Annotated in this window: 25 protein-coding genes; 21 read left to right on the top strand and 4 right to left on the bottom strand. The window is 37.3% G+C overall.

Annotated elements, in window-relative coordinates:
• Positions 1-3 precede the first annotated feature (3 nt).
• The gene (locus ASG85_RS07950) at positions 4-240 is read right to left on the bottom strand and encodes a CopG family transcriptional regulator (protein ID WP_057305167.1); all 237 of its coding nucleotides are present in this window, start codon (positions 238-240) and stop codon (positions 4-6) included.
• Positions 241-459: 219 nt separating this feature from the next.
• Between ASG85_RS07950 and ASG85_RS07945 the strand changes: the two genes are divergently transcribed.
• The 3 genes from ASG85_RS07945 to ASG85_RS07935 all read left to right on the top strand — a co-directional run bounded on the left by ASG85_RS07945 (position 460) and on the right by ASG85_RS07935 (position 2,204).
• Positions 460-852, top strand: a complete 393-nt coding sequence (locus tag ASG85_RS07945; RefSeq protein WP_082562364.1) for a VOC family protein — start codon at positions 460-462, stop codon at positions 850-852.
• 171 nt (positions 853-1,023) lie between these two features.
• A complete protein-coding gene (locus ASG85_RS07940; RefSeq protein ID WP_057305176.1) occupies positions 1,024-1,335 on the top strand; it encodes a hypothetical protein in 312 nt (103 codons plus the stop codon).
• 323 nt (positions 1,336-1,658) lie between these two features.
• Positions 1,659-2,204 carry a GrpB family protein gene (locus ASG85_RS07935; RefSeq protein WP_057305177.1) on the top strand — a complete coding sequence of 182 codons (546 nt, stop codon included), beginning with the start codon at positions 1,659-1,661 and terminating at the stop codon, positions 2,202-2,204.
• Between the two features lie 154 nt (positions 2,205-2,358).
• Here the strand turns inward: ASG85_RS07935 and ASG85_RS07930 are convergent, their stop codons facing one another.
• Positions 2,359-3,441 (bottom strand): phosphotransferase family protein, encoded by a 1,083-nt coding sequence (locus ASG85_RS07930; RefSeq protein WP_057305178.1) that lies wholly within the window; start codon positions 3,439-3,441, stop codon positions 2,359-2,361.
• Between the two features lie 392 nt (positions 3,442-3,833).
• On the opposite strand from ASG85_RS07930, the gene ASG85_RS07925 reads away from it, so the two are divergent.
• The 3 genes from ASG85_RS07925 (at position 3,834) to ASG85_RS07915 (ending at position 5,683) form a co-directional block, all read left to right on the top strand.
• Positions 3,834-4,079 carry a hypothetical protein gene (locus ASG85_RS07925; protein WP_057305179.1) on the top strand — a complete coding sequence of 82 codons (246 nt, stop codon included), beginning with the start codon at positions 3,834-3,836 and terminating at the stop codon, positions 4,077-4,079.
• A 206-nt stretch (positions 4,080-4,285) separates the two neighbouring features.
• Positions 4,286-4,900, top strand: a complete 615-nt coding sequence (locus ASG85_RS07920) for a hypothetical protein (protein ID WP_057305180.1) — start codon at positions 4,286-4,288, stop codon at positions 4,898-4,900.
• A gap of 210 nt (positions 4,901-5,110) precedes the next feature.
• Complete coding sequence (locus tag ASG85_RS07915; RefSeq protein WP_057305181.1) at positions 5,111-5,683, top strand: VanZ family protein; 573 nt, start codon at positions 5,111-5,113, stop codon at positions 5,681-5,683.
• 169 nt (positions 5,684-5,852) lie between these two features.
• Here the strand turns inward: ASG85_RS07915 and ASG85_RS07910 are convergent, their stop codons facing one another.
• Complete coding sequence (locus tag ASG85_RS07910) at positions 5,853-6,713, bottom strand: Hsp33 family molecular chaperone HslO (protein WP_235550096.1); 861 nt, start codon at positions 6,711-6,713, stop codon at positions 5,853-5,855.
• Between the two features lie 228 nt (positions 6,714-6,941).
• Here ASG85_RS07910 and ASG85_RS07905 point away from each other — a divergent pair, with 228 nt between their 5' ends.
• From ASG85_RS07905 to ASG85_RS07845, 11 genes are all read left to right on the top strand, one after another.
• Positions 6,942-7,670, top strand: a complete 729-nt coding sequence (locus tag ASG85_RS07905) for a MerR family transcriptional regulator (protein WP_057305183.1) — start codon at positions 6,942-6,944, stop codon at positions 7,668-7,670.
• Positions 7,671-8,438: 768 nt separating this feature from the next.
• A complete protein-coding gene (locus tag ASG85_RS07895; protein WP_057305185.1) occupies positions 8,439-8,723 on the top strand; it encodes a hypothetical protein in 285 nt (94 codons plus the stop codon).
• A 200-nt stretch (positions 8,724-8,923) separates the two neighbouring features.
• The gene (locus ASG85_RS07890; protein WP_057305186.1) at positions 8,924-9,316 is read left to right on the top strand and encodes a DUF2569 family protein; all 393 of its coding nucleotides are present in this window, start codon (positions 8,924-8,926) and stop codon (positions 9,314-9,316) included.
• A 162-nt stretch (positions 9,317-9,478) separates the two neighbouring features.
• Entirely contained in the window at positions 9,479-9,796 is a 318-nt protein-coding gene (locus ASG85_RS07885) for a hypothetical protein (RefSeq protein ID WP_057304230.1), read from the top strand.
• Between the two features lie 146 nt (positions 9,797-9,942).
• A complete protein-coding gene (locus ASG85_RS07880) occupies positions 9,943-10,482 on the top strand; it encodes an RDD family protein (protein ID WP_235549278.1) in 540 nt (179 codons plus the stop codon).
• Positions 10,483-10,886: 404 nt separating this feature from the next.
• Positions 10,887-11,228 (top strand): ArsR/SmtB family transcription factor, encoded by a 342-nt coding sequence (locus tag ASG85_RS07875; protein ID WP_057302447.1) that lies wholly within the window; start codon positions 10,887-10,889, stop codon positions 11,226-11,228.
• Between the two features lie 336 nt (positions 11,229-11,564).
• Positions 11,565-12,953 carry an NAD(P)-binding domain-containing protein gene (locus ASG85_RS07865; protein WP_063860209.1) on the top strand — a complete coding sequence of 463 codons (1,389 nt, stop codon included), beginning with the start codon at positions 11,565-11,567 and terminating at the stop codon, positions 12,951-12,953.
• 58 nt (positions 12,954-13,011) lie between these two features.
• On the top strand, positions 13,012-14,250 hold the full coding sequence (locus ASG85_RS07860; RefSeq protein WP_060645874.1) for an MFS transporter: 1,239 nt from the start codon (positions 13,012-13,014) through the stop codon (positions 14,248-14,250).
• A 48-nt stretch (positions 14,251-14,298) separates the two neighbouring features.
• Positions 14,299-14,754: a MarR family winged helix-turn-helix transcriptional regulator gene (locus ASG85_RS07855; protein ID WP_057302451.1), complete on the top strand. Its 456-nt coding sequence runs from the start codon at positions 14,299-14,301 to the stop codon at positions 14,752-14,754.
• Positions 14,755-14,921: 167 nt separating this feature from the next.
• Positions 14,922-15,407, top strand: coding sequence for an arsinothricin resistance N-acetyltransferase ArsN1 family A (locus tag ASG85_RS07850; protein WP_057302452.1), 486 nt, complete (start codon positions 14,922-14,924; stop codon positions 15,405-15,407).
• Positions 15,408-15,451: 44 nt separating this feature from the next.
• Positions 15,452-16,492: an NAD(P)-binding domain-containing protein gene (locus ASG85_RS07845; RefSeq protein ID WP_057302453.1), complete on the top strand. Its 1,041-nt coding sequence runs from the start codon at positions 15,452-15,454 to the stop codon at positions 16,490-16,492.
• Positions 16,493-16,580: 88 nt separating this feature from the next.
• Here ASG85_RS07845 and ASG85_RS07840 read toward each other — a convergent pair whose 3' ends face one another.
• Positions 16,581-16,934: a helix-turn-helix domain-containing protein gene (locus tag ASG85_RS07840; protein ID WP_057302454.1), complete on the bottom strand. Its 354-nt coding sequence runs from the start codon at positions 16,932-16,934 to the stop codon at positions 16,581-16,583.
• Between the two features lie 138 nt (positions 16,935-17,072).
• Here ASG85_RS07840 and ASG85_RS07835 point away from each other — a divergent pair, with 138 nt between their 5' ends.
• The 4 genes from ASG85_RS07835 to ASG85_RS07820 all read left to right on the top strand — a co-directional run bounded on the left by ASG85_RS07835 (position 17,073) and on the right by ASG85_RS07820 (position 24,581).
• A complete protein-coding gene (locus tag ASG85_RS07835) occupies positions 17,073-18,065 on the top strand; it encodes a DGQHR domain-containing protein (protein ID WP_057302455.1) in 993 nt (330 codons plus the stop codon).
• A gap of 140 nt (positions 18,066-18,205) precedes the next feature.
• Complete coding sequence (locus ASG85_RS07830) at positions 18,206-19,993, top strand: TniQ family protein (RefSeq protein ID WP_060645873.1); 1,788 nt, start codon at positions 18,206-18,208, stop codon at positions 19,991-19,993.
• Positions 19,994-20,483: 490 nt separating this feature from the next.
• Positions 20,484-22,514 (top strand): TniQ family protein, encoded by a 2,031-nt coding sequence (locus tag ASG85_RS07825; RefSeq protein ID WP_057302457.1) that lies wholly within the window; start codon positions 20,484-20,486, stop codon positions 22,512-22,514.
• Positions 22,515-22,535: 21 nt separating this feature from the next.
• Positions 22,536-24,581, top strand: a complete 2,046-nt coding sequence (locus ASG85_RS07820; protein WP_057302458.1) for a TniQ family protein — start codon at positions 22,536-22,538, stop codon at positions 24,579-24,581.
• Positions 24,582-24,864: the final 283 nt, after the last annotated feature.

Below are 24,864 nucleotides of genomic sequence, written 5' to 3'. Positions count from 1 at the left end.
AAATTACTTTGAATAGAAGGATTCGATTATGTTACGGATAACCTCTGAACGGGATTGCTTCTTGTCCGCACAATCCTTTTCAAGTCTTTCCCATATATCGTCCGTTAAGGTTAGTGATACTTTCTTAGTCAACCCTATATTCTTTCTGCCAGCCCCCTCTCGAAGGCCACCTCTCGAAAACAAAAAACCTAGCTGTCCTTCTTTATTGGCTACACCGACTTTAATTTTTTTATTACTCAATCTAATAGCCTCCAATTATTGAATATAGTAACCTTAATCAAATATTCTTACTTTCATTTTATCACACCATATGCGGACTGTACATATTTCCAATAAAACAGTCATTACGCTAAAGGGCAGAATTCTACAGTGATTTTTGGTGAAATTAGTCTTTACCTCCGAACGTGTATTCGCTATAATGTGTATGGGTATATTTTCCAAGTCGGGAGTGGTTAAGTAGTGGCGGAAATAGTCAAAGCGAAAGTTGAAAATTCCCTTACTATGTTGTTAGTTACAGATTTAGAAAAATCAATGAAATACTATGAAGGTGCTTTGGGATGTGAAGTCAACGAACACTGGGCAATTCGAGATAATTTCGGTCTAGGTTTTAAATTAATTCAAGCAAAAGACATTGAAGATGTTAGACCGAATAAAGGAACTTGGAATACTTATGCTTATGTAAAAACCCATGACGAACTTGATGCTTTATATCTTGAACTTAAAACAAATGGAGCAATTATTGTCTCGGAACCAAAAGTAATCGAACAAGACTGGGGTTCTTGGAAGGATTTCTCTGTTCGAGACTTGGATGGATACGTTATAGGTTTCGGTTCGGGAAATAAAAATAGCTAATCAAAGTGGGTTTGTCGTTACGCTAACGGATAACGTTAACGCGGCGCCGGAACCGATCCATCGCTTGTTTTTCGTTTCTGTCGCTTTACGGGCAGGATAGTTGAAGAAGGAATTTCAAATTAAATTTGAAAGAGAAACTATTAACAAAATAATGTGAGGGAGGTTTAAGAAATGTATTGCCCTTATTGCAAAGAAGAACTGAAAGTTAATAATGAAGAGTTATATTGCAAAGCTGGAGAGAGTTATTTTTCAAAGCACATGGAAAAAGTTTTTAATGTAGCAATAGATAATTCTAAAGAAGTTGAAGTACGGATACCAAAAGTTGAAAATAGTGAAGCAGGAAGATTCTTTTGTGTGAATTGTGGAAGCAAAATGATGAAAATTGAATCTATGCATGAAGTTTGTACATGTTGTGGATTCGAAATTAACAAACGTACGTTCTATGAGATTATTGAACTTAATCCCCATCGTTCATTCAGGTGAAAGAATCATTGAAAAAATGAAATTATACTTAATGAAGTAACGGAAAACGTTAGCTGCATAAAGACAGACAAACAAAGCAGGCGCCGCGGCGACCTGCTTTGTTTGTTGAGGTATCGGGCAGTAAAGCGTGATGGCATTCCACAAACGAGAAACGTAATGCTGAATCAAGATACGACTGCAGCCGACCAGAACGATCGGCTGCTTTTTAATTAAAGTAATGGCAGTTATGTTTAAAGGAGGCAATTATTTATATCAGATTGGAAATCTAGTTATGGTAAAATTAGGATGAATAAAAACAACTAAATTGAAGGGGATTAGATTAAATGGAAGATCAATGGAGGATATCCAAACACGATAGTGGTTGGAAGGTTCTGTTCAATGATATTGCTTTAAAATTGAGAAATTCATTAGGAGATTTGGCCATTCGTATTGATCATGTTGGTTCTACATCGATCGTAGGTCTGGATGCAAAACCAATCATTGATATCCAAATATCTGTTCTAAATTACGATGACATAACATCCTATAAGACCAAAATTGAGAGCGTTGGTTTTGTATTTCGCGAAGAAAATCCGGACAAAACTAAGAGATATTTTCGAGAATTACCGGGCACTCGAAGAACTCATATTCATGTTAGACAAGTCGGTAGTTTTTCTGAGCAAATGACTTTGCTCTTTAGAGATTATTTGCGTGAGCACCCTCAAGATTGCTTAAGGTATGCTGAGGAGAAAAATCGATTAATGGAACAATTTAAAAATGAACGCCCAAAATATGTTGAAGGGAAAGGTCCGATCGTTTGGGATATCATACAGAAAGCGCATAACTGGTCTCAAGAAGTAGGTTGGAAGCCAGGCACATCTGATAAATAAGTTAACCTGGTTCATTGAGCTAACGGAAACGATAGTTGAATCCAATAAAAGACTGCCAGCATACACGGAACCATTCGTTGTCCTTATAAACTGATTCAACGTGCTACCTGGATCGTGAATTCATCGCCGTGCCCCACTGTACTCGTGATGCGCTTTACAACAGCTCACTGACCTTTAGATCGAAGAAGGCGGTCATCGCTTTTTGAAGCTGAGGGTACCATACCCATCTCATCGGTTCTATCTGCAATGGGTCGGCGCACCATTCTACAGCAACATAGAGGCTCTGCACTACGCACAGCCTGTAATCTAGACAAAGCTGCTCCCATGAATAGTTGTTCACTCCATTGCTGCGTAGCACATCAAGATACTGCTGTAAAATCTGAAACTCAAGCGCCCGTCGGCTCTCAGTGTCCCACCAATGAATCATAGCGTAAGCCAGATCGCTTACGCCCAGCCAGCAGGTCAGCGACCAGACAAACGGCTGTCGGTCAATCAAAAACATGGGTACGAGGCCGTTCTGACAAATCAGGATATTGCCAGGATTCAAATCTCCGTGAATGAGCGTGAAACCTTCGTGTGATCGGGTTCTCTCTATCATCCGCTCCGGATGCTTCTCCATAATCAGCGGCAACGCTTCAGTCCAAAGGTCGGGAATATCCTGTCCGCATGCCTTAAGCAAAGGGGCAAGCCCAGGGCGGATCGCTGAAAGATAGCGCTCAATTTCCTCCATCTCCGGAACAGGCCGTCTTCCCGGTCTTTCTGCCCCTTGTTCGTTCGTTACCCAGTGATGGGCATGCAGTTTGGCAACTGCTTCCGCGAGGGCTCTACCGTACTGCGGGGTTGGCGGAGCTTCCCAGCTCGGTTTGTGGGTATCTGTGACATCCTCCAGCAGCAGGTGGTAGCTTTTTTTTGCCGTGTCATGCCCTGCATCGAAGCATCTGAGCAGGGGCGCATTCTGCAGGGTGATGTAGTCACGGGAATAGTAAGCCGGTTCGGAAGCGGCGGCGAATTGTGCTGAATCGCACAATTTGAGGAAAAGGCTTTGCGGAAGCACGCCTTCTGCCTCTTCTGAATAAGAGATCCGTATCCGGTAAACCCTTGAGTTGTCGCTCCGCGCCGGAAAAACTTCAAGACCGGCCACTTCCCCTGCAGTCAGCGCGCCTGTCCTTCGGAGAATCTCCGTCAACCATGCTCGCGACAGTTCGTATGGATGCCTAATCATTTTACTTCTATTCATAAGAAGACCTCCCATAAATTAAAACCTCAATCATTCAAGTCACATGGCGAGCACGCGCAAAGGCGCAGCAGTAATTTACTCCTGATCGTTCATTTACGATACGGTTTTCTGTATTTCTCGAATGGCTAATTTTATGTTTTCCCTCACATGATATATTCCTGATGAACTCCAGATATAGTTAACTATACCGCTGAGTAGCAAAACTTAAGTCGGATATAGATTTCACTTGTTGATATTGAAATTAACGAAAAACAATAAAAACAGGCTGCCAGTATACTTAGTATAATCGGCAGCCTGTTGAAGTAACGGGCAGATTAACGGAACAGTGATTGAAACTTTTACTTTCGAAAAAACGTACTTAAATGTAAGAATTTTCAAGGGTAGGTGAAACAGTGAGTAAGGAATTTGATGAATTACAGAAGGAGATTTCAAGACAACTTGAAAATGTATTTGCCTCTTTACCAGAAGTAATAGAAAAAGCAAAGCAAGACTCAACTGTTAAAAACCATGACATGGCTATCGCTGTAAGTGCTATTCAAGCCAGTACACTCGTTCTCCTAAGAGTCATGTTTCAATACGATAAATCAATTAATAACCGCATAGAAATATTAGAAAAGCAAATAAACAACGGAACATGATAGTTGATTTATTAACCTAACACTATAGTTGAGGAGCATGCTTGGAGGATGCTCCTTTTTCGTTTGCTGAACTAACGGGCAGATTAGTTACCAATAAAGGAAATGTACATATGATGGTGAATGTTATGGAAGGACACGCATTGGTATTAGCAAAGTGCATGAATAATGCTGTTAGATATATTGTAACAAGTTAGGGGGTCGATGATTTGGCTTATACCAAAGCTGTGATAAGAGAACCGTATTATGACTGTCCAGTTTGGATTGACAGTGATATTATTCGTAAAGATCACGTTATTTTGACTGAAAGTAGTTCAACTACAGAAGTTGAATTGTTCTTAGTGCATTTATTTGGATATAACAATATAGATGTTAAGGAATCATTCGAGAAATCATTTAAGCAACTATTTAATGAGGATGAGGTTGTAATTCTAGGTGGAATTGCTTTTTTTGAAGATGAAGATAAATTCATTTATCCAAGTTGCTGCTGCGGCTTAGAAGACTTAGTACTCGTTAATGAATCAATTATCAATAGAGTTAGTCCTTGGTTGGGGCATGATCCTAACCCAGGGATTGAGTATAGTAATAACGGTATTGTTAAGGTATGGTCAGATGATCCGAGCACGACAAAAAAAGAGAACGCTTTTTTTATTGAATTTAAGTATGATGAGTTAATCCAAGCTTTAGAAGATACTAAAAAGGAACTATTAGGCTTCATTGAAAAACCGCTGTATCGGTGGCTAGATCATCGTGACAAATCTATCGCAAACGAAATGGTAACAAAGATGAAGCAGTGGTTTTTAAAGGAAGCAAATTGCCAATAAGGGATTTATTTTTGATGTCGAGGCACATATTGAATCACTGCCCGATCTTTAAGCTAACGCGAAACGATAACGAAATAATAAAAACAGGCTGCCATCATTATCGGGCAGCCTGTTCAAGTAACGGGCAGTTTAGTTACAATATATGGTAGAATGGGATAAGTAAATTGAATGGAAGTCTGGTACTAGAAAGGAGAAGAAGAATCAACTATCATGAGAAAAATAAATTCAAAGCACATCTTCATTGCGTATTTAATCGGCATAGTTAACTTTGTGATTGTGAAATTCTTCGGTGATATACAGAGGGTAATCGATAGGGTTGCTAGTAATAAAACACAGAAAGATATGGGTTATTTAAATTTAGAATTGATACCCTTTAGGACTATATCTTCATCTATTGATTCTTACATCCGAATAGGAATGGCTCCCCCATCTATCAATCTAATCGCCAATATTGCCGTATTTGTTCCGATGGGGTATTTAATTCCGTTAGTTGTACGAAGACCTTCATTTATTAAAACGATAATAATTTCGTTCGCGTTTATTCTTGGCATTGAAATAATTCAATTTGCAACCTATTTGGGGTCAGCGGATATTGATGATGTGCTTCTAAATATAGTTGGATGTGTAATGGGATATGCTGTTTATATGATCTATAGAACACTTCAGAATAAACTGACAAAGAGTATCGAAACTAACGGAAACGATAGCACAATGATAAAACAGGCTGCTGACATATTCGCATATTCGGCAACCTGTTTTATTATTGTACTGTTAAGTGGATAATGCACCCGTTGAGACAAATTACAGATTACCATAGGAATTTCTGCCATTATGAGGAGATAACTCTGTTGGGAGAGCGCATCGATGAGGTCAGGAGATCGATCCCCGGTTGGGTTCAGTCCGCGCGGACGGAGTAGATGGAATTGCACTGATTTAGGCTATACGGAGGATATTAAATAAGGTTCGCAATCTGACTTGAATCAAAGGTATATTTTTTTCCACATACATTGCACACAATCTCCACCACACTGTTGTTTTCATAGGCATTCGCCAGTTCTTCATTGTCTAAGGCATATAACATGGGGTAAAGGATCTCCTTGGAGCATCCACAAAACAAACGTACGGGCTCAATGCCTACAATGTCGATGTCTTCAAATATTGAGTATGGAAGTTCTTTAAAAGTCTTGCTGTTCTCTAGATCAATCAAGTACGATTGATGATTTGATAATACGTCTCTTATTTTATGAATAAGATGAACCTGAGCACCCGGAAGCAGTTGGGCCATGACTCCCCTGCTTAACACAATTTCATTTTGTTCATTAAAAACTATGTGTACTGAAAACCATGAAGGAGTCTGTTCACTTTGTTTAAAATAATGTGATATATCATCAACAATATTCCTGTATGGCATATCTGTGATCCCTGTAAATAAGTTGTTCATTCCTATATCGGTTGTGACCTGAATACATCCTCTAGCACCTATCAACTGTTCGATCGATAAATTGTTCAAATAGTGTGAAGGCGCGTTTAATAATTCGTCACTAATATAACCGCGTACATTTCCCATAGAATCGACATCTGCAAATATTTTATAATTATGATTGCTAGCTTTTACTTTTAGACTAATCCGTTGAGTGCCCTTTAGAATTCCTGTTAGCATACTTGCAACGGATACGGTTTTGCCAAGTGCGGTTTTAAGGAGTTTATTCATATGATCATGATTGCAAACAGCTCTGATCAGATCAGTATTTTCCACAAATAGAATGCGGGCTTGTTTATTATAGGCTAATGTTTTAATTAAGTAATTATCCATTTGAATCAAAATCCTCTCCATGATTTCTTATGTTGACGTTTTCCCTAGGGGTACTTCATAGTATAGATCCTGACGCTACGTCAGGTTCAAGGTTTATTTTTACGTGCTATCCAGTGATCGTTATACGATCTGGCTTTATGGCTATTCTTGTATTCTGAACCTGATGAGTTTTATTAAATATAATGCGTACATGGATACAACGCAGTTAAAGTTATTGGAGGGATCTGTATGGAGAATCGGAGTTGGAAGATAGGAGAAATCGCAAAACGAACAGGTCTAACCATACGAAGCCTGCATCATTATGATCAGATCGGATTGTTCTCGCCATCCCGGGTTACCGAATCCGGGCACCGCCTATATACAGATGCTGATGTTACTAGGTTGCATCAAATTATATCGCTTAAGCAGCTGGGGTTTGCTCTAGAGGAAGTTAAAGTAATGATTAATAACCCTGATTATAATCCGACAGATATGCTGAAAATGCAGCTTTCCCGACTAAACGAGCAAATAAGTATACTGGTAGAGTTACGTGTTCGTTTGCATGATATTTTTGAACTTTTAGATTCAGGGCAATCGGTATCAAGCGAACGGTTTATGATGGCAATGCAAATGATGAGGATCATTCAGAGCCCGCATTTTAAGCCGGGGCAAGCAGAAGAAATAAAAAATCTGTTCAAATCATTAGGCGAGAATGAGCTGGAGAAAAGTTATGCAGAAGGGCTGCGACTCATTGCTGAATTCCGTAAATATAAAAAAATGGGCAAGCTTCCGGATGATCCTGAAGTCACTTCTTTAGCGGAACGTTGGAAGCAGGAAGTAGACTCATTTGCTCCTGCAGATGCTGAGTTTATACAATCGGCAGAACAGTATTACAGTGAGAATCCAGAAGACGCAATACAACATGGAATTGATGGCGAGCTCTACGAGTATATTAAGAAAGCTGTATCATTTATTTGAACTAGGGATTTGGGCAGTGCATTACGCTAATGGATACGATAGTTCAATGAATTGAAACGTGGATCTGCAGCTGCGGATCCCGTTTTAATTGTGATTTTGGAAGCATTACTTTGCCGAGGGTACTTTGAAGCATTTCCTTGCCGCCAGTACGTACTGTATAGTAAAAAATTCGACTTCGCTCAACTAAACGGGCAGTTATGCGAATTAGTCACATTTGGCGATGTCAAAGTTTTGAAGTCTTTTTGTTTGGATTAATTTTCAAGCGGTTGGTGATAATAATAAGAAAAAAATGAATACTTGGAGAAGCATTTTATGCAATTTTTAAATAACAATATTGTTAAAATATTATTATTCTTTTTGCTTGTTAGGGGTGGTGAAATATTGGGGAGGCGATTGTTCCCAATAAAGCGTTATTATCCATTCATAGTTTGGCTAACTATGTTTATAGTTGCGATATCAATTATAATTTTTATAATGCCAAGTGTTAATGAATGGTTGACAATGTTAATTATGTTTATCGTAGCCACAGCGATAAACATAATTTTTCCATTTAAGACCTTGAGAGAAAAGGATTGAGGACAATTGTTGTTTAACTAACGGAAGAACCATAGTTAAATATCACAAGGGCTGCAATGTTGCAGCCCTTTGTTACGCTAACGAGCAGAATAGTTTAATCAATTATTGGGTAGTCTTTATGGTAAAAAACTTCAAATATCAGGTGTATCAGAGAAAAAGGTTTTAATAATTTTGAAGGAGAGTTTGATTTAGATGAACAACCTTAAGTTTTTCGTTTATCAAGTTTTACTTTCATTTCTCGGTATAGCAGTTGATATTCTGTTTAGAGAATTTATATATGAATCGTCCTTTTTTAATAATAGATATATTCCAGCACTAATTGAGACATCAATAAATGGTGTCTTACTATATTTTATATTTAAACTATATCCTTCTTTAAAAACAACTAAGTTACGATATAAGATTTTAATACATATTGCTGCTTTTATTTTAGGAGCAATATTGGTGGGGTTAACGGGAAGTTTTTTGGGCATGTAAAGGTGGGTGTTCTTATTTCGTTGAACTAACCGGTTACGTTAGTTAAAAAAAAGCTGGTTCACCACCACCAATGAGTGGTTTTTATTTTGGTTAAAAATCAACAAAACATGATCCATTAACTGCCATTACATTTTTTTGAATTTTAACACATAATTAAAAATATCTAATTTTGGTTTCATAAGAAAAAGGTGGCAACATACGTGCAAAAACAGAAAAACATAGCGGGAATCAGAGGCTGGCTTCTATTCTATGTGAGTTATTCAATTGTTGGAGTTTCGATCAATCCATATTACATATTCAAGATGATAGAAGATGTACTAGAATGGGATGTTAAAAGTGTATATGCTGTTGGTTCTTATATTTTACTAGAAGTTCTTTTTATCATTTCTCTTTTTAATTTATTAAAGAAGAACAAAAATGGACCATTGATTACAATCATAACTGAATTTATAGCGATATTATTTAAGATAATTGATTTCTTTTTCTCAGATAGAACACTATATGATGTTCTTGATTCAGCTCTTATAATTATTGTAGGAATGATATGGATTTTATATTTTAAATATTCGAAACGAGTAAATACAACTTTTTGATTGTATCTCAAGAAGGCATTGGCATCATGTACACAGTCAATTCAACTAACGGGACACGATAGCACAAAAACAACAGGCTGCCAGCTTACTGGGCAGCCTGTTGATGTAACGGGCGGCTTAGTTCAACGCTCATTTGTGGTAAAATGAGAGGGGGTGAAGAGCATGGATTCCGTTGTGGTTAATTTAAATATTGATGAAGACACTCCCGAGTTTACAAACAAAGATAACGTAGGACAGGTTGAAATTTTAAGTAATAACCGAGTGATGATCACTTTAAATAAAAATGGATTAATTGGTTTTGCGCAGGAATTACTAAGACTGGCTCATAATGATTTTACAAACGGCTATCATATACACCTCGATCCCAGCGAGAAAGGATATGTTTCCCAAACTATGGGCTTTTACTCAATGCCCAGCAGTGCTGAGTTAATAATTTCTTGCGGAGATTTTGGGCCGATTGATTCATATCTGAAAGAGTAAATACACATGGGAAGCGACTTTGAGGAACAGCTGGGGAACTAAACTAACGCAGAACAGAACAATAGTGTAGAAGCTGCATCGTAGTAGCTCCTTCTTTTTTTGGTGATTGAAGATGTAACGACGAGTTAGGTTGGGAGCTGGAATCAGTGGACGACCGGATAAATGAAAATCTAAAGAGCGTATCGTTTGCAACCCGCATAATGGCCTTTTTTTTGGATTATATTATCATTTTGGGCTACATCATCCTGTTGATCGGAGTATCTTTTCTTGCACGACCGCAGTTGATTCCATTGTTTACGACAAATCCCTTGTTGGCGGAGATTACTGGGTTTTTATTCATTACACTGCCAGTATATCTTTATTTTGCCGTATGTGAGGGGTCGAAATCTCATGCAACATGGGGTAAACGAAAAATGGGGATTGTGGTGGCTGGCATTTACGGTCAACCAATCGGATTCGGATCCTCGCTTTTTCGTTCTGCCCTTAAATTCATCCCTTGGGAGCTAGCTCATTTCACCATTTGGCACATGGTGATTCCTTCAGAGTACCCTAATTATTTAATTTATTCTTTATTGGGGACGGTCTACGGTTTGGTACTTATTTACATGATAAGTCCATTATGGAGCAAAAATAATCAAACTGTTTACGACTCTATCGTGGGGACTGTTATAAGGTATAGGGATTAAGGATTTATTGGACCCACTCTCCAAGGGGAGTTGAACTAACGGGTAACTATAGTTGAGTACAGCTTGTCTTACAATTCGTAAGACAAGCTGTAAGACAAAGCTAGGTGCAGCGGCAGTCTAGGATTTTATATTAGCATCCTAGCCATGCCGCTTTTTCTTTTATTGGGGTCAGTCTTAAACTTATTTTACGAACCCCTATCGTGCTTCCAGCCCTTAATCAGGTGGTAGCAGCCATCGTACTGTAGAATATGGTTTACTTGGCACAAGTGATCCAGGCGTTACGAGAAGGTTTTAATAAATATTTTTTAATCAAAAAAAATTGATTAAACCATTGCAATCTGATTCGTATTGGTATATATTGTGATTAAATCAAAAAAAATTGATTAATGAATCGGGTGAAAATAATGAAAACCATAATTCCAATACATGAAGTAAAGATAAATACTGCACCGAACGATTCGTTTTTTGAAACGTATGAGGCAAAGTTTAAAGCCTTGGCGGATCGCAAGAGACTTCAAATCATGTATGAGTTAACACAGCGGGGAAAAACGTGCGTATGCGACCTATGCGATGTCGTGGAAATGGCTCAATCCAAGTTGTCGTATCACTTGAAGATCCTTTTAGACGCCAATCTAATTACAAAAGAAATCATTGGCACCTGGAGCTATTATGAGATCAATAATTCTGCGGTGAACGGATTGCTTTCAGAAGAGCTTTGTTGCATTTTTAGACCGAGTGGTTCTTAATTTTTTTTAGACTTTACATCAATTTTTTTTGATGTATATATCAATATATTTTGATGAAGGAGTGGTTTTACATGTTATTTCACGATATCAATCCACAACTGATGTATGTAGAACAGGAAGGTAAACAAGTAAACACAGCGAATGTGGCTCAAACTCAGGTGAAAAAACAATTTAGCTTTAGTCTCAAAAAGTTCGTAAGGTTATTCCGGATTAACAAAAATCAAACTGCTTGCTGTGCATGTGCTTGCTCTTAAGAGTGAGTAAGTTTGCGTCTTTCGATAATAGCTTACGTCTTAAATGGATGATAAAGAAAACTATTTTATGGAGGTATCTTCAATGAGTAAAAATACAGTTCTATCTAAAGCGAAATTACCTGTAGCAATCATAGGTGCTGGTCCTGTTGGCCTTGCCGCAGCGGCACATTTAGTTACACGAGGAGAATCTTTTGTATTGTTTGATACTGGGAATTCGGTGGGGGCCAGTGTCCTTAAATGGGCTCATGTACGTCTCTTTTCTCAATGGGAATACAATATAGATAAAGCAGCGCGGCAGCTACTTACCTCACATGGTTGGATCGCTCCGAATCATTCGGAAATCTCTACTGGATTAGAGATGGTTGAAAACTATTTTAGGCCTTTCGCCGAGTTACCTGAAATCAAACCGTTCATAAACTTGAATACGAAAGTGACCGCTGTGAGCCGAAAAGGCCTAAATAAGGTAAAAACACATGGCCGCGATGACCTTCCATTTGTCTTGCATGTTGAGAAAAATGGGGAGCGCTTCTTAGTTGAGGCCAAAGCTGTCATCGATGCTTCGGGTACCTGGACCAGTCCGAATCCAATCATTTCTGAAGGGGTCTGGACGTCTGAGGAGCAGTCTTTAAGCAAACAAGTATTTTATGGTATACCTGATGTTCTAGGTAAGCATAAAAATCGCTATAGTGGAAAGAAAGTTCTTGTTGTTGGTAGCGGTCATTCCGCGATCAATACACTTTTGGAACTCGGAGAGCTTAAGGGGCAAAAACAGGAGACTGAAATTGTCTGGGTACTAAGAAAAACTAGACTAGAGGATGTTTACGGGGGGCGGGATCAAGATCAGCTAGCTGCGAGAGGAGAACTCGGAACGCGTATTCAGAAGCTAGTCAAGTCAGGTAAAGTTAAAGTGATGACACCATTTCATATTCATGAATTAAAAAAGGATGGGGAAAAAATTCAGGTTATTGGTTCTTTAAACAGCGAATTGGCCCATATTGACGCGATTGATGAGATCGTTTCGAATACAGGTTCCCGTCCTGATTTTTCATTCTTAAGAGAAGTTAGAGTGATAGCAGATCCAGGCTTGGAAAGCGTTTTGGAGTTAGCGCCTCTAATCGATCCGAATGTTCATAGCTGCGGTACGGTTAGACCACATGGGGAAAATGAGCTAAGACAACCAGAGAAGGACTTTTATATTGTTGGATCGAAGAGCTACGGTAGAGCGCCGACTTTCTTGATGGCGACAGGGTATGAACAAGTGAGATCCGTTGTTGCAGCTTTAGTTGGTGATCGTGAAGCAGCTGAGAGGGTTGAACTTGAACTGCCTGAAACTGGGGTATGTAGTATCAAAAGTAGCTCGTGCTGTGAACCTGAAAAAAGTGAAACAATGGTAGTAAAATCTGATGAAGTAAGTTCTTGTTGTTCACCAATTACCAAACCGGTGGCATCGACATCTTCATGCTGCAGCTAGATTAGATCGGCGTTGTCTTAAGGGCAATGCCGCTTTTTATTTTGAAAGGAGAAGTTCGTTGATCAGAGAGCAGACAAAAGAAAATGCAGATCTCAAACCTATTATTTTTTTGGCACTTATCACAGCTGTCTCACTATTTGGTGATTCGATGCTATACGTTGTATTACCGATTCATTGGAACGATGTGGGACTAACGTCCCTCATTGAAGTTGGAATTTTACTCTCGGCAAATCGTTTTGTGAGATTACCGCTCGGCCCCTTGATTGGATGGTTGTACAAAAAAATCAGCATCAGAAATGGTGTATTTTTGGCCGTATTCATAGCAGGAATGACTACATTACTTTACGGATGGGTAGATGGTTTTTATAGTTGGCTTATTCTGCGGTGTGTTTGGGGTGTAGCTTGGTCGTTATTTCGTTTGGGCTCTTACTTCATGATCCTCGAACTATCGGGTGACCAAAACAGAGGTTACTTCATGGGGACTTACAATGGGCTTTATCGAATAGGCAGTTTAGTGGGCATGCTTGCTGGTAGTATCTGTGTAGAGTTGTTTGGATTACAGGTTGTTGCTACAACTTTTGGTGTTCTGGCATTCCTTGTACTTCCTGCTGTTTACAAGTTTGTTCCCAAGGTGAAAAAACAAATTAAATCTGAAGATACTCCACACCAAAAGAGGGTGATTATAAAACTTCCAGCATTGCAAGGGACTTTAATTTCAGTGTTTCTAGTTGGCATGTGTCTTGACGGCATGCTCACTGCAACGTTAAGTCACCTGATTGATGTTCACCACAAGACGTCGTTTATGTTCTATGAAATAGCTATTGGGGCTGCCACCATAGCAGGCGCTCTCCAGGCCGTACGATGGGCGTTGGGCTCATTTATGTCTCCTTGGTTTGGTCGGCTATCTGACCGCAAGTGGGGACGCAGACCATTCCTTATCGGCTCACTTGCTTTGGCTGCGATATTTATGACATTGACAAATTTTGAGATTCCTTTTGGCCTTTGGTTACTTGATCTACTAGCACTTCTCATAGTTACAACTTTGTTATCCACAATTATGGATGCAATGGTTTCGGATATTGCATTCGGATCGGCTCGAACATTTATAATGACCATGTATGTAGTCGTATCCGATGTGGGGGCGTCCATGGGACCATTGTTTGGTTATTTATCTGAGCATTTCATTGGTTTAAGCATGACTTATTGGCTTTCTGCATCGCTCCTTTTGCTGCTAAGTATCATTTGGTTTATGAAAGGTAATGTAGGAATGAGGAGAAATACCACTGTTAATCAATAGTTGCATTTATCAATTAATATGTGTTATAAGATAGTTAGGTGATTTAATATGAACAATAATCCACAATTCCCAGATGTGAGAGAAGTGCTGCAGTTACTTGTTCGGAGATTCGGGCTGCTTCAGAAAGATGGCGCACATTGTTGCGGTATTTCGGTCATACAAAGTCATATCATTTACGAGCTAATGAAGCACCCTAATATTGCTCTAAACGATTTGGCCCAAACCCTTTTCACTGATACTAGTACAATCAGCAGGCAAATTCAGCAATTGGTCGAGTTGGAGATGGTGCGAAGAACTCCTGATCCTAAAGATCGGCGTTATGTGGTACTCTCTTTAACCTCAAAAGGGGAAGAGCAGCATCAAGCCATATCCAAAACAATGGAGAATTATGTTCAAGGAATTTTACAACTCATACCGGAAAATAAGCGAGATCAAGTTGTCGAAAGTTTAGGCCTTTTGAGTCAGGCTATGAATCAAAATGAAAATTGTTGCTCCTCCTCTTAAAAGAGGAGATTATTTTAGATGGTAGTTGCAAAGGTCAATTATTTCATAATGAGTTTAATGCGTTTTACGGTTGGATAGTTTCAATTCTCCTCTTTGGTGAGGAGTTCTTTTTGGGCTATTAGTTGCAAATCTCAATTATTATAAAATTCATTTAATGAGGTGTTCGCATGATCATTCGAAATGCAAAAATAAGTGACATTAACGCGATTCTTAATATCTACAACCAAGGAATTGAGGATAGAATCGCAACCTTAGAAGAGGAAACAAAGAACTTGCGTTATATGCAAAGTTGGTTTCAAACTCACGCAGGAAGATATGCTGTTTTGATTGCAGAAGAAAATGAGCAAGTTGTCGGCTGGGCTTCGATAAACCCATACAGTACACGTTGCGCCTATAACGGTGTTGGAGATATATCCATCTACATTGACCGAGAATACCGCGGTAAAGGGATAGGGAGTAGACTTTTGAAAGAGCTAGAACGTGTAGGTAAAGAAAATGAATTTTATAAATTTGTACTTTTTACATTCCCCTTTAACGAATTAGGTCAAGGGCTTTACCGTAAATCGGGATATCGTGACGTTGGCATTTTTCAGAATCAGGGCGTTTTAGATGGGAAATATGTTGATGTTATGGCGATGGAAAAGTTGTTATAAGGAGCATGTATTAAAAAAATGAAGAGTAAGGTTGTGAGATAATTATGTATAAAACCATTGTAATCGGTGGAGGGCAAGCTGGACTTGCTGCGGGATATTACCTTAAAAAATATGGACTGTCATTTCTCATTTTAGAAGCCGGTCCTGAAGCAGTGGGATCATGGCCACATTATTACGATAGCCTAAAGCTGTTCTCACCCGCTAAGTATTCTTCTTTGCCAGGATTCCCATTCTCAGGTGGGGGCAATCGTTATCCCTCGAGGGATGAAGTGATTTCATACCTTCGAGAATATGCTTCTAAGTATAATATGCCGGTGAAGACAAACACTCGTGTTGAAAAAGTAGAGAAATTTAATGGGAGGTTTCAAGTTACCACAACAAGTGGGGAGATTCTTGAAGCTGAATCTGTTATAAGTGCAACAGGCTCATTTCACAGACCCTATATACCTGACATTCCTGGATTAGCAGCGTTTCGAGGAGAAGTTATTCATTCCTCTGCGTATCGGAATACCAAGCCCTATCAAGGTCAACGTGTGATTGTTGTCGGGAGTGGGAACTCAGCGGTTCAAATAGGTGTTGAGCTCTCGGAGGTAGCCACTACGACCCTAGCGGTTCGGACACCGGTTAAACTCCTACCTCAGGTTAAGTTTGGACGCGATCTGCACTTTTGGTTAATTGCTACCGGGTTAGATAAATTCCCTTTTCCTTTGTTTGGCCGCCCAGTACCAGAGCCAACAACCGTTATTGATTCGGCAGGGTTTAAACAACTATTAGAGAGCGGAAAACCAAATCAAAGACCAATGTTTACTTCGATGTATGAGGATGGAGTTATTTGGGGGGATGGGGAGAAAGAGAGCGCTGATGCGATCATTTTTGCTACTGGGTTTCGGCCTAATTTATCTTTTTTGGCGGGATTAAATGCATTGGATGATCGTGGATTTCCAAAACATAGGGTTGGGGTGAGTAATGCTACGGATGGTTTGTATTTTGTTGGCATTTCTGGGCAAAGATCATTTGCCTCTGCAACACTACGTGGTGTTGGGGATGATGCGCGATATGTTGTTAGAAAAATAAATAATGCATAACCATCATTTTTTTGATAACCGCATATTTAGTAACTAACCCCAGAGCCGTATACATGGCACTAGGGTTAATTTATTTAAAAAAAGAAAGTTATTTAGTGTCATACGCCTTTAGGACGTCCTCAATCAATCTTGTAACTGTTGAAACTTCTCTAAGATTACGATCTCTAAGAATATGAGTTAAGTAATCAATCAGTCGATCCTTTTCTACTTGGTCTTTAGACTGTAATCCATTATAGGAATTAAACAAATCACCCGGGCGAATTTCTAAAGCTTCTACTATTCTCTCAAGAGTATCCAAGGATATATTTTTCTCTCCACGTTCGATTCCACCTACGTATGATTGAGGTTGTTGTACTTTCTCACCCAGCTGCTCTTGAGTAAGCCCTCTATTCTTCCGAAAAACCCTTATTCTTGCACCAATATGAGCTGATAATTTAGGCAAGGGACCACCACCTTCTATATCAGCTTAAGGAAGTGGACACCCAAGTTAAATACACCTATAACATATATAACCAATTGATTTTAGATCTTATAACATCTATATTTATATTAATAATTCATAAAATAAGGGGCAAACAGCATGAATACACTACCTAATCAAATCGTTATTGAAAATGTTTTACAATGTAAAATGCGCGGTAAAGTGGCCTATCAAAGCCATTTTCCTTCCTCGGTGGGACTACAACTCACTTATGTAAAACCTTTTGACTTGCCCTCAGGTAAAGGGTATCAACGCCCCGTAGACTCAAAAAGGTGTGAGGATTTTGCTAGCTATTTATCTAAAGGTGAAGATGCTTTGTTTACTCCTATTTTATTAAACGCAGCATCGAATTGGGAGTTTGTTTATTATGATCGACAACGTCCATCTTATGGTCGCCTATTTTGTAAAGGTAAGGCGTCGTTAATGGATGGTCAGCATCGAATGGGGGGCATTGATAAATACACACGGGAAACAAACTCCGATTTAAATGTTCCTTTTCTTGCATTTCATTCTTTGGATGAAGATGAGGAGGTTAAACTATTTGACACCATAAATACAAAAGCGAAGGGAATTGGACCATCACTTAGCAAGTTTTTACGTCGAGATTCAGATGATATCAGTTGGATCGCTACTGAGCTCATGGTTCGTAAGGACAGTCCTTTTTATAATATTGGTACAATTATTGGCAAACGTAGCAAGGGACGCCATGTGACACTTCAGAATGTCTATAGAACACTTCATCATTTAACAGCTGATTACCGAATATCTAGTTTATCAAAAGAAGAAAAATTGGCTGTGGCTATGACTTATTACGATGCTATTCGCCAAACATTTGATTCTGAATGGTCCGATTATAAAGAATTTCGGTTAACGCATATCGTCTGCTTAGACGCTCTTTCTTTGGCAGGTAATCATGTACTACTCAAATGTATGTCTGAGGGTAAGAAACATATCGATCTTGCAGCCATTCAACGGCACGTGAAACGCATGTCTTTGGACTGGTCGGCACAAGGTCCACTCAAATATTTAAAGGGTATGAGCGGATCTAGAACGCTTGCTACAGACTTGAAAGAACAAATGCTCCCTGTGTAGTGGGGAGTATTTGTACTAAATAATCAGAATGGGATATATCTACTAACGTTAAGAGCCTCTTCATTTTAGACTAGAAGCAATTATAAAATCAGTTGGTTACTTAAAATAAAAACAACTATTTATGTCATGGGAGATGTTATATGTTTTCTGTGAGATTACAGCCGAAACTAGGTGAATCATTAAGCAGCTTCCTTCTTCGTTTTGCAAAAGCAAACGGAACCAGTTTATTAACTCTTTGGAAAAAAGTGAAGAATAATGATTTTGTAAATCCTCAAAAAGCGGACATCCCATTAATTGATTTTGCCCCACTGAATTCTATTTACATTCAAACACTCTCTCAAATAACAAACGTGGCATGTGAGAAGCTATTAGGAATGACTTTTTATTTTGTATTAAAAAAATTTAGTCATAGTAATGAACTTGTTCACTCTCGTTTTTTAAGGGGGGTTATTCGTGAGTACCTTCATTACTGTCCTCAGTGCTTAAATGAGAAAAAACCTTATTTAAGAATTGAATGGAAGGTTGATGGTATTAATTGTTGTACACGACATCACATACGTTTACTTGACAGCTGTAAGAGTTGTGGTAATCAGATTAAGTTGAGTGCAGTTGAAGAAATAAGTATTTGTCCAATATGTTATTCTTCTTTTGGCTCAGATAAGTACGATGATAAAGTTACAGAAGAAGATTTGGATAAGCAAGAATGGCTTTTAAAAACTTGGAGGGAACTTTTTACAAATAATAATAAACATTTAAGTCCTTCAGAAGTAGCAATCAAATTATTATTTATTATGAATGGAAAACAACCAAATTATAATATAGATGTAATAGAGCAAAAATTTGATAAATTAGGGGTTCAAGCATCAAGTCTTATGCAATATGCAAGAAAAACGTTATCTCAAACTAGATCCGTACATATTCACTTATTATTAAAAATACTATATATAAACAAACTTGACCTAACTACTTTTTTTGAAATTGAAATCCCAAGTGATTTTCGCAATTCAATTATTCCGAATAAGATAAATAAATTAGAAAATGCTATTTGTTTATCTCCTTGGTGTAAGAGCTATATGAAAAATGATTCTATAGTTAAGACGGGGACTTCATCAAAAAAGAGAAAATCTGGTGAGAAACTTCTTAACCACATAGCTTGTTTAGATTGCGGTTGTAGGTTTGCTTACAAAGAGACAGGAGAACTTCAGGAAAAAGATTACTTTGTGCAAGGTTATAATATATTAACTGGGATTCAATCCGATGAATTTTCTTTAGCTGAACTTAGTAGGCGAACTGGTTTACACATAAGTGTTTCTCGGAGAATTGTGGCTTATTTTCAGGTTAGAGGAGTATTTAAAAATAACAGTGATAATAAAGAGGTTGTGGACAATACTTTGTTGTATGAGTTTAAAGACTCAATTACTAATGATGTTGATCTTGAAACTATTGAAAAATGGGAATGCTGGGTATCTACAACGCAGTATCTGCTTCACAGGTATCATCCGGCAGTAATGAAGGAATTAATATTACATAAATGGCCAGTTCCGGAACGAAGAATTGATAGGGGAAAAATCCAAGATGAAATGTTGAGCATATGCAATGAATTAATTAATTCGGAGCAAAGTATCACGATCGGTATTGTCTCGGAGAAGCTTAGGGTAACACCAAATACTCTCCGGAAATGGGGTCTTGAGAAGTACATTCATGAAATGAAGAACATTCAACAGACAGTTAAAATAAACAAATTAAAGTCTCTATGGCACAGCTTAATTGATAACTTTTTTAATTCTAGAGTCGGTCAAAGAGTTCTCTCAGAGGATGTTTATGACTACATTAAAGCTAGTCCGCCATATATTCGTAAAGTGGCTCCGGAGTTAACTGCTTATATTAACCAATTGCGAGTTAATCATAATATGGAGCTTGAAAAATAATGTTTTGAAATTATTAAAGTGAGAGACATGACGGATTTGAAACTAATCCGACACGTCTCTCATTTTGTTGTAAACTAGTATAAGTTGGGTTTTGATAAAAAAGTCGCAGATATTGTCCTGAATGTTTAAAGGTGGAGAATAATCGGTTCCTTTCACACGCGTCGGTGACTATATTTCCCCCCGCTAAACAAGATGTTCCGAAAGCTTCGGTATTCTAAGGGTTGAGACCTATAACATGGCCGTCAAATTAAACTGGACTAGTTTAGGGTTAATTCTGACGATATTGTATTATCAAAAGAGATTTATCGTCATATTGGAGTTAGTCAAACATAACATAATTACTGAAAGTCGCTTCAGAACTAAATGCATATATACATAAGTTGTGAATTTCTCATATAACAGCAGATGATGGACTTAACAAAAGTCCTACATATGGGTATTTTTATGACAAGGGTCCCAATAAAAAAACTATAATTATAAGGAAAGAATAATGAATACTAGATGTTTAACAGTACGACCAATTCAGAAGTCTGGAGAATGCCTGACTTCTTATTTATTTAGAGCAGAATATTCAAACAAAGTTTCAGCATTGGATATATGGGCAGATATTCATAGAGGATCAATTCATACACTGCGAAATGATCAGTTCTTTCGACTTGATTATGATGTAAATGTTTTCGATCATAAGAAAATTGTAAGCCTATTAAAAACTTCTCAAGATGCAATTATTTCAATGACTTATTACGGTATATCCTATAAATTTTTTGATAACCCGGCTATTGAAATTGAGCGAGTATATTTAATGATTAACGCTGCAATTGATAGTCAAAAACGAAAATATTGCCCAATTTGTGTAAGACAAGATCGTTGTTTTTACCTTATATGTCAGGTAAAAGAAATAGAAATATGCCTTAATCATCTAGTTAAACTTCAATCAGCATGTCCCCACTGTCAGAAGCAAGTGAAATATTCAGATAATGTATTTAAGAACAAGGATGACGCTATTTGTGTAAATTGCAAACTGTCTTTAACAAATAAGGTTGAAGATATTCAGGGTTTAGGATACATAATAACTCAAGAAAGATTTTATAAAGATTGGAATTATTTGCTCAACCCTTCTTTGATATTAACAAAAGTTATTAATAATTTTTCATTGGAACAATCGCTTGCAATAAAACTGCTTTTCATTACTCAGTCAAAAGAAGAGCGTTACATTAGAAGCCGAGTAAATCTTTTAAGCGTGAATGTAGTGAAAAACTTAGTATCGTTAATCAGAAGTAATAGGGAAACTAAAAAGGTTTCAATTGGAGATGTAATTTCTATTGCAAGAGGTTTAAATATTACGCTAGAAGAATTTTCGGAAATTATTGTCCCTAATACATATATTGAATCTCTATTTATAAAATCGGAGCAGGTAGAACCGGATGTTTGCCATGCTCATTGGTGTAAATTCTTTAATAAGAAGGGAAAGATGACTAAAATAAATAACCGAGTTGAACCAAGAAAAAAGGGCGTTAGATATCCTTTTTATTATTATTGTGCCGGCTGTTCAATGAGATATAGCTTCCATCCAGTAAATGATACCTGGGATGAAATTGATGGCAATATTCAGTTGGTTGAAAAGGTTAGGGAACTTGCTTCCAAAGGGTTAACACGAAGTCAAGTCTCTAAGTATCAGAAGGTTAATATATTTAGAGTAAGCGAGATTTTTGGATATTTAGCATATCATAGTTTTTTGCCATCCGGGATTGAAAGGAAATACATTCCTCAAGATGTAATTGATAATAGTCTCGAGTACTTTAAGTTGTCTAATATGAGATATGACTCATACTCAGAGACTAAATATAAGGATATGCAAGAAAAGTTTGGTTGGTCCTTAATTGAATACAGTTATTATTATGCGAATAATCTTGTACAAGAATATTTTATGCAAAAACAGTCTAGTCTAAAAAAACCTTTAAAGAAATACGATTCCCTAGAGAAGACAGTAAGTGAAAAAGTAAATAACATGGTTACAAGTGAACTAACTATTTCCCTTCAGCAAGTTGCCGCTGCAGTTGAGTGTAGTGAAGGAACATTGCGTACACACGGATTGCAAGAAATAATTATATCCTGTATGGAAAGTCAAAAGTCCTTTAGATTAAATAATGAAGAAAAGGAATTGAGAAATAAATTTGATAAATATACTAGCCAAGCTAAGCTTTTGAACTTGCAAATTACGTATAAAAGTATATATCACCATCTTGGTAGGCATAGGGATTATATTAACAAACATTATCCTGGGTTCAGTAATTATATGGCCAGAGTAGTTCACACACATAATTCAATGCTTAAGGAGATAGCTTTACAAAAAAAACGAAGCGAGGTTAAGCAAGCTGTTGCTGAAACATTTTCTAGAAATGGTATTTTAAATACTTCGCTGGTTGGAAGGCAAATGGGTATTAAATATGTTAGGGTTAAAGGCTATGCTCATATTAAGACTATGATCATATCAGAGATAGAAGAATTTTTATTGAGATAAAAGGCAATGTGAGGAGTAGCAATGAAGCTGTTATCGGTAAGGCCCATTCCACGAGATAAGGAAACTTTAAGTTCTTTTTTTCTAAGAATTGCAGATGGGAATGGGATACCATATCTGGATGTAAGAAGAAAAGTCAATATAGGTTCTGTATCTTACCTAAACTCAACTAATATGTTTAAGGTTGATTGGTTTCCCCATCTTATTGATACAAGATTACTTGCACAGTTTGTAGGAGCATCGATTGAAAAAATAAGAACTCTTACTTTTTTGACGATTCTTGATAAGTTCTTTGACGATCCGGACCAAGAAGAAAGACGGTATAGGTCTTTTATCAGGCCATACATGATAACTAAGGTAAGACGGTTTTGTCCACATTGTATTAAAGAAAAGAAAGGTTTTAAGCTTATCTGGCAAATAAATGAAATTGAGATTTGTTTAGAGCATCAAGGTATTCTTAAATCACATTGCCATGAATGTAATCAATCCCAGCCATATTTTTATGAAAAATTGAATGAATTTATATGTAAAAATTGTAACCATTCACTGACAGATAAAGAGGATTTAATAAAAGGTATAAATGATGAAATTCTTAAAGATGAGCAAATAAGGATTTACTCTGATTGGGAATATCTTTTAAATCCAAGTTTTTCACTTACATCAAAACTCGAAAATTATTCGTTAGAGCAATCATTGGCGATTAAACTACTCTATATTTCTCAAAATCAGGCAGCTATTTTTAATAAGAGGGAGATAACTCTGTTTTCTCCGATAATAGTTCAAAATTTAACGGCATTAATTCGAACTGGTAAATCAACGAAAAGAGTCCTTCTGACGGACGTATTTAAAGTTACAAGCTATTGTGGTCTAAGTATTGCCGAATTCTCGAAGATCAAGGTGCCTATAAGCTATATAGTTTCTCTAAATCCACATGTTGAGGAATTATCTGCGGGATATTGTGTGACTCCATGGTGTTCATCTTTTGGCGTAGCTACTGGCATGAGGCCAATTGATATCCGTAGAAGGGGTTACAATGGAGTTTACTTTACAAGAGTACATGTGTGTATTGAATGTTATATGCAATATGGGTTTTATCAAAAAGAGTGGAGAGAGATCAAAGGAGACATAGATCTTTTTATAGAAGTGGCAAAATTAATTGAACAAGGAATAACCAGGAGAACCCTTACATCTACCCTGAAAATTGATTATCATCGCTCTTGTTTAATAATGGCCTATTTACTACGATTTTCTCTTATTGATAGTGATAAATTTAGTCAATTCATACCTAAAAAAGCTCCTAAGAATCTAAAAGAGAACTTTGTTCGAATTCTTGAGGAATATTTCGAATCACCAGAAAAAATGTATTATAAGGCAAAAAAAATATATGGATGGGCCCCTATTGACTTCTATTATTATTTTTTTGATCCTGAAGTTCAGAATATTTATTTATTCCAGCCCCCTACGTATAAAACCAATTCTTCGATGAAAAGAGAACTGGCATTTCTTGAAGTTGAGAGAAAGTTGGAGGGATTTTTTCAAAATGATAATGAAATATCTATAAAGCAAGTCGCGGCATCAATAAGTATTGGTAGAACAACAATTTCAACACAAAAATATGGAGATATAAAAGAGGCCATCATCAAAGGGAAGCAAGTTCAAAGTTTAACAAAAAGAGAGAACAACAGACAATATTTCCTTAGCGTTTTTGAGGACTATAAAAGGAATCAAGAACATTTAGGAAAATCACTTTTTTGTGATGACATATATAAATACATAGGAAGAAACAGTTCATATTTACGAAAATATTATCCAGATATCAGTGATTGGTTCTCAGAACAAGTAAAAGAAAGTAAGGAACGGTTTCGAAAAGTGAGGTTGGAAAATTGGCATTTAGATATAGAAACGGCTATTCCAATCGTTTACGAGAAGTATGGCCGGCTAAGTCAGAATTTGGTTGGGGATTATTTTGGGATAATTAATATTAATGCGCGGAAAGGTTTTTATTATCAAGTTAAAAAAATGATAAAAGATGAGATTGAAAGGTTTTTAGCATTTAAAGTTCATGGTTGAGTATTAGTTCTTATTAAATTTTATGCTAGGAATGAGATTGTCGGTAAGAATGTATGATAACTGGTATCTTGCAATTGCATACGATAGATAGTCATTAATATGGATATAAGGTGTTTTCAGAATAGATGTTCTTAATGTGGGGCATAGGTGGTTCAAAATTTACTTGGCGATCGCGTATGGAGTTATTTCCAACAGCATACCTACTTTGGATTAATAAACTTGATACATCGTTTCCACATGTTCACGCATATCCGTTCGTGCCACTTCTTTTATCCAGAACAGA

Source organism: Paenibacillus sp. Soil724D2 (genome assembly GCF_001427935.1).
Lineage (GTDB): Bacteria > Bacillota > Bacilli > Paenibacillales > NBRC-103111 > Paenibacillus_E.
Note: the sequence above shows the minus strand (reverse complement) of the source record. Positions and strands in the feature narration are given on the sequence as shown.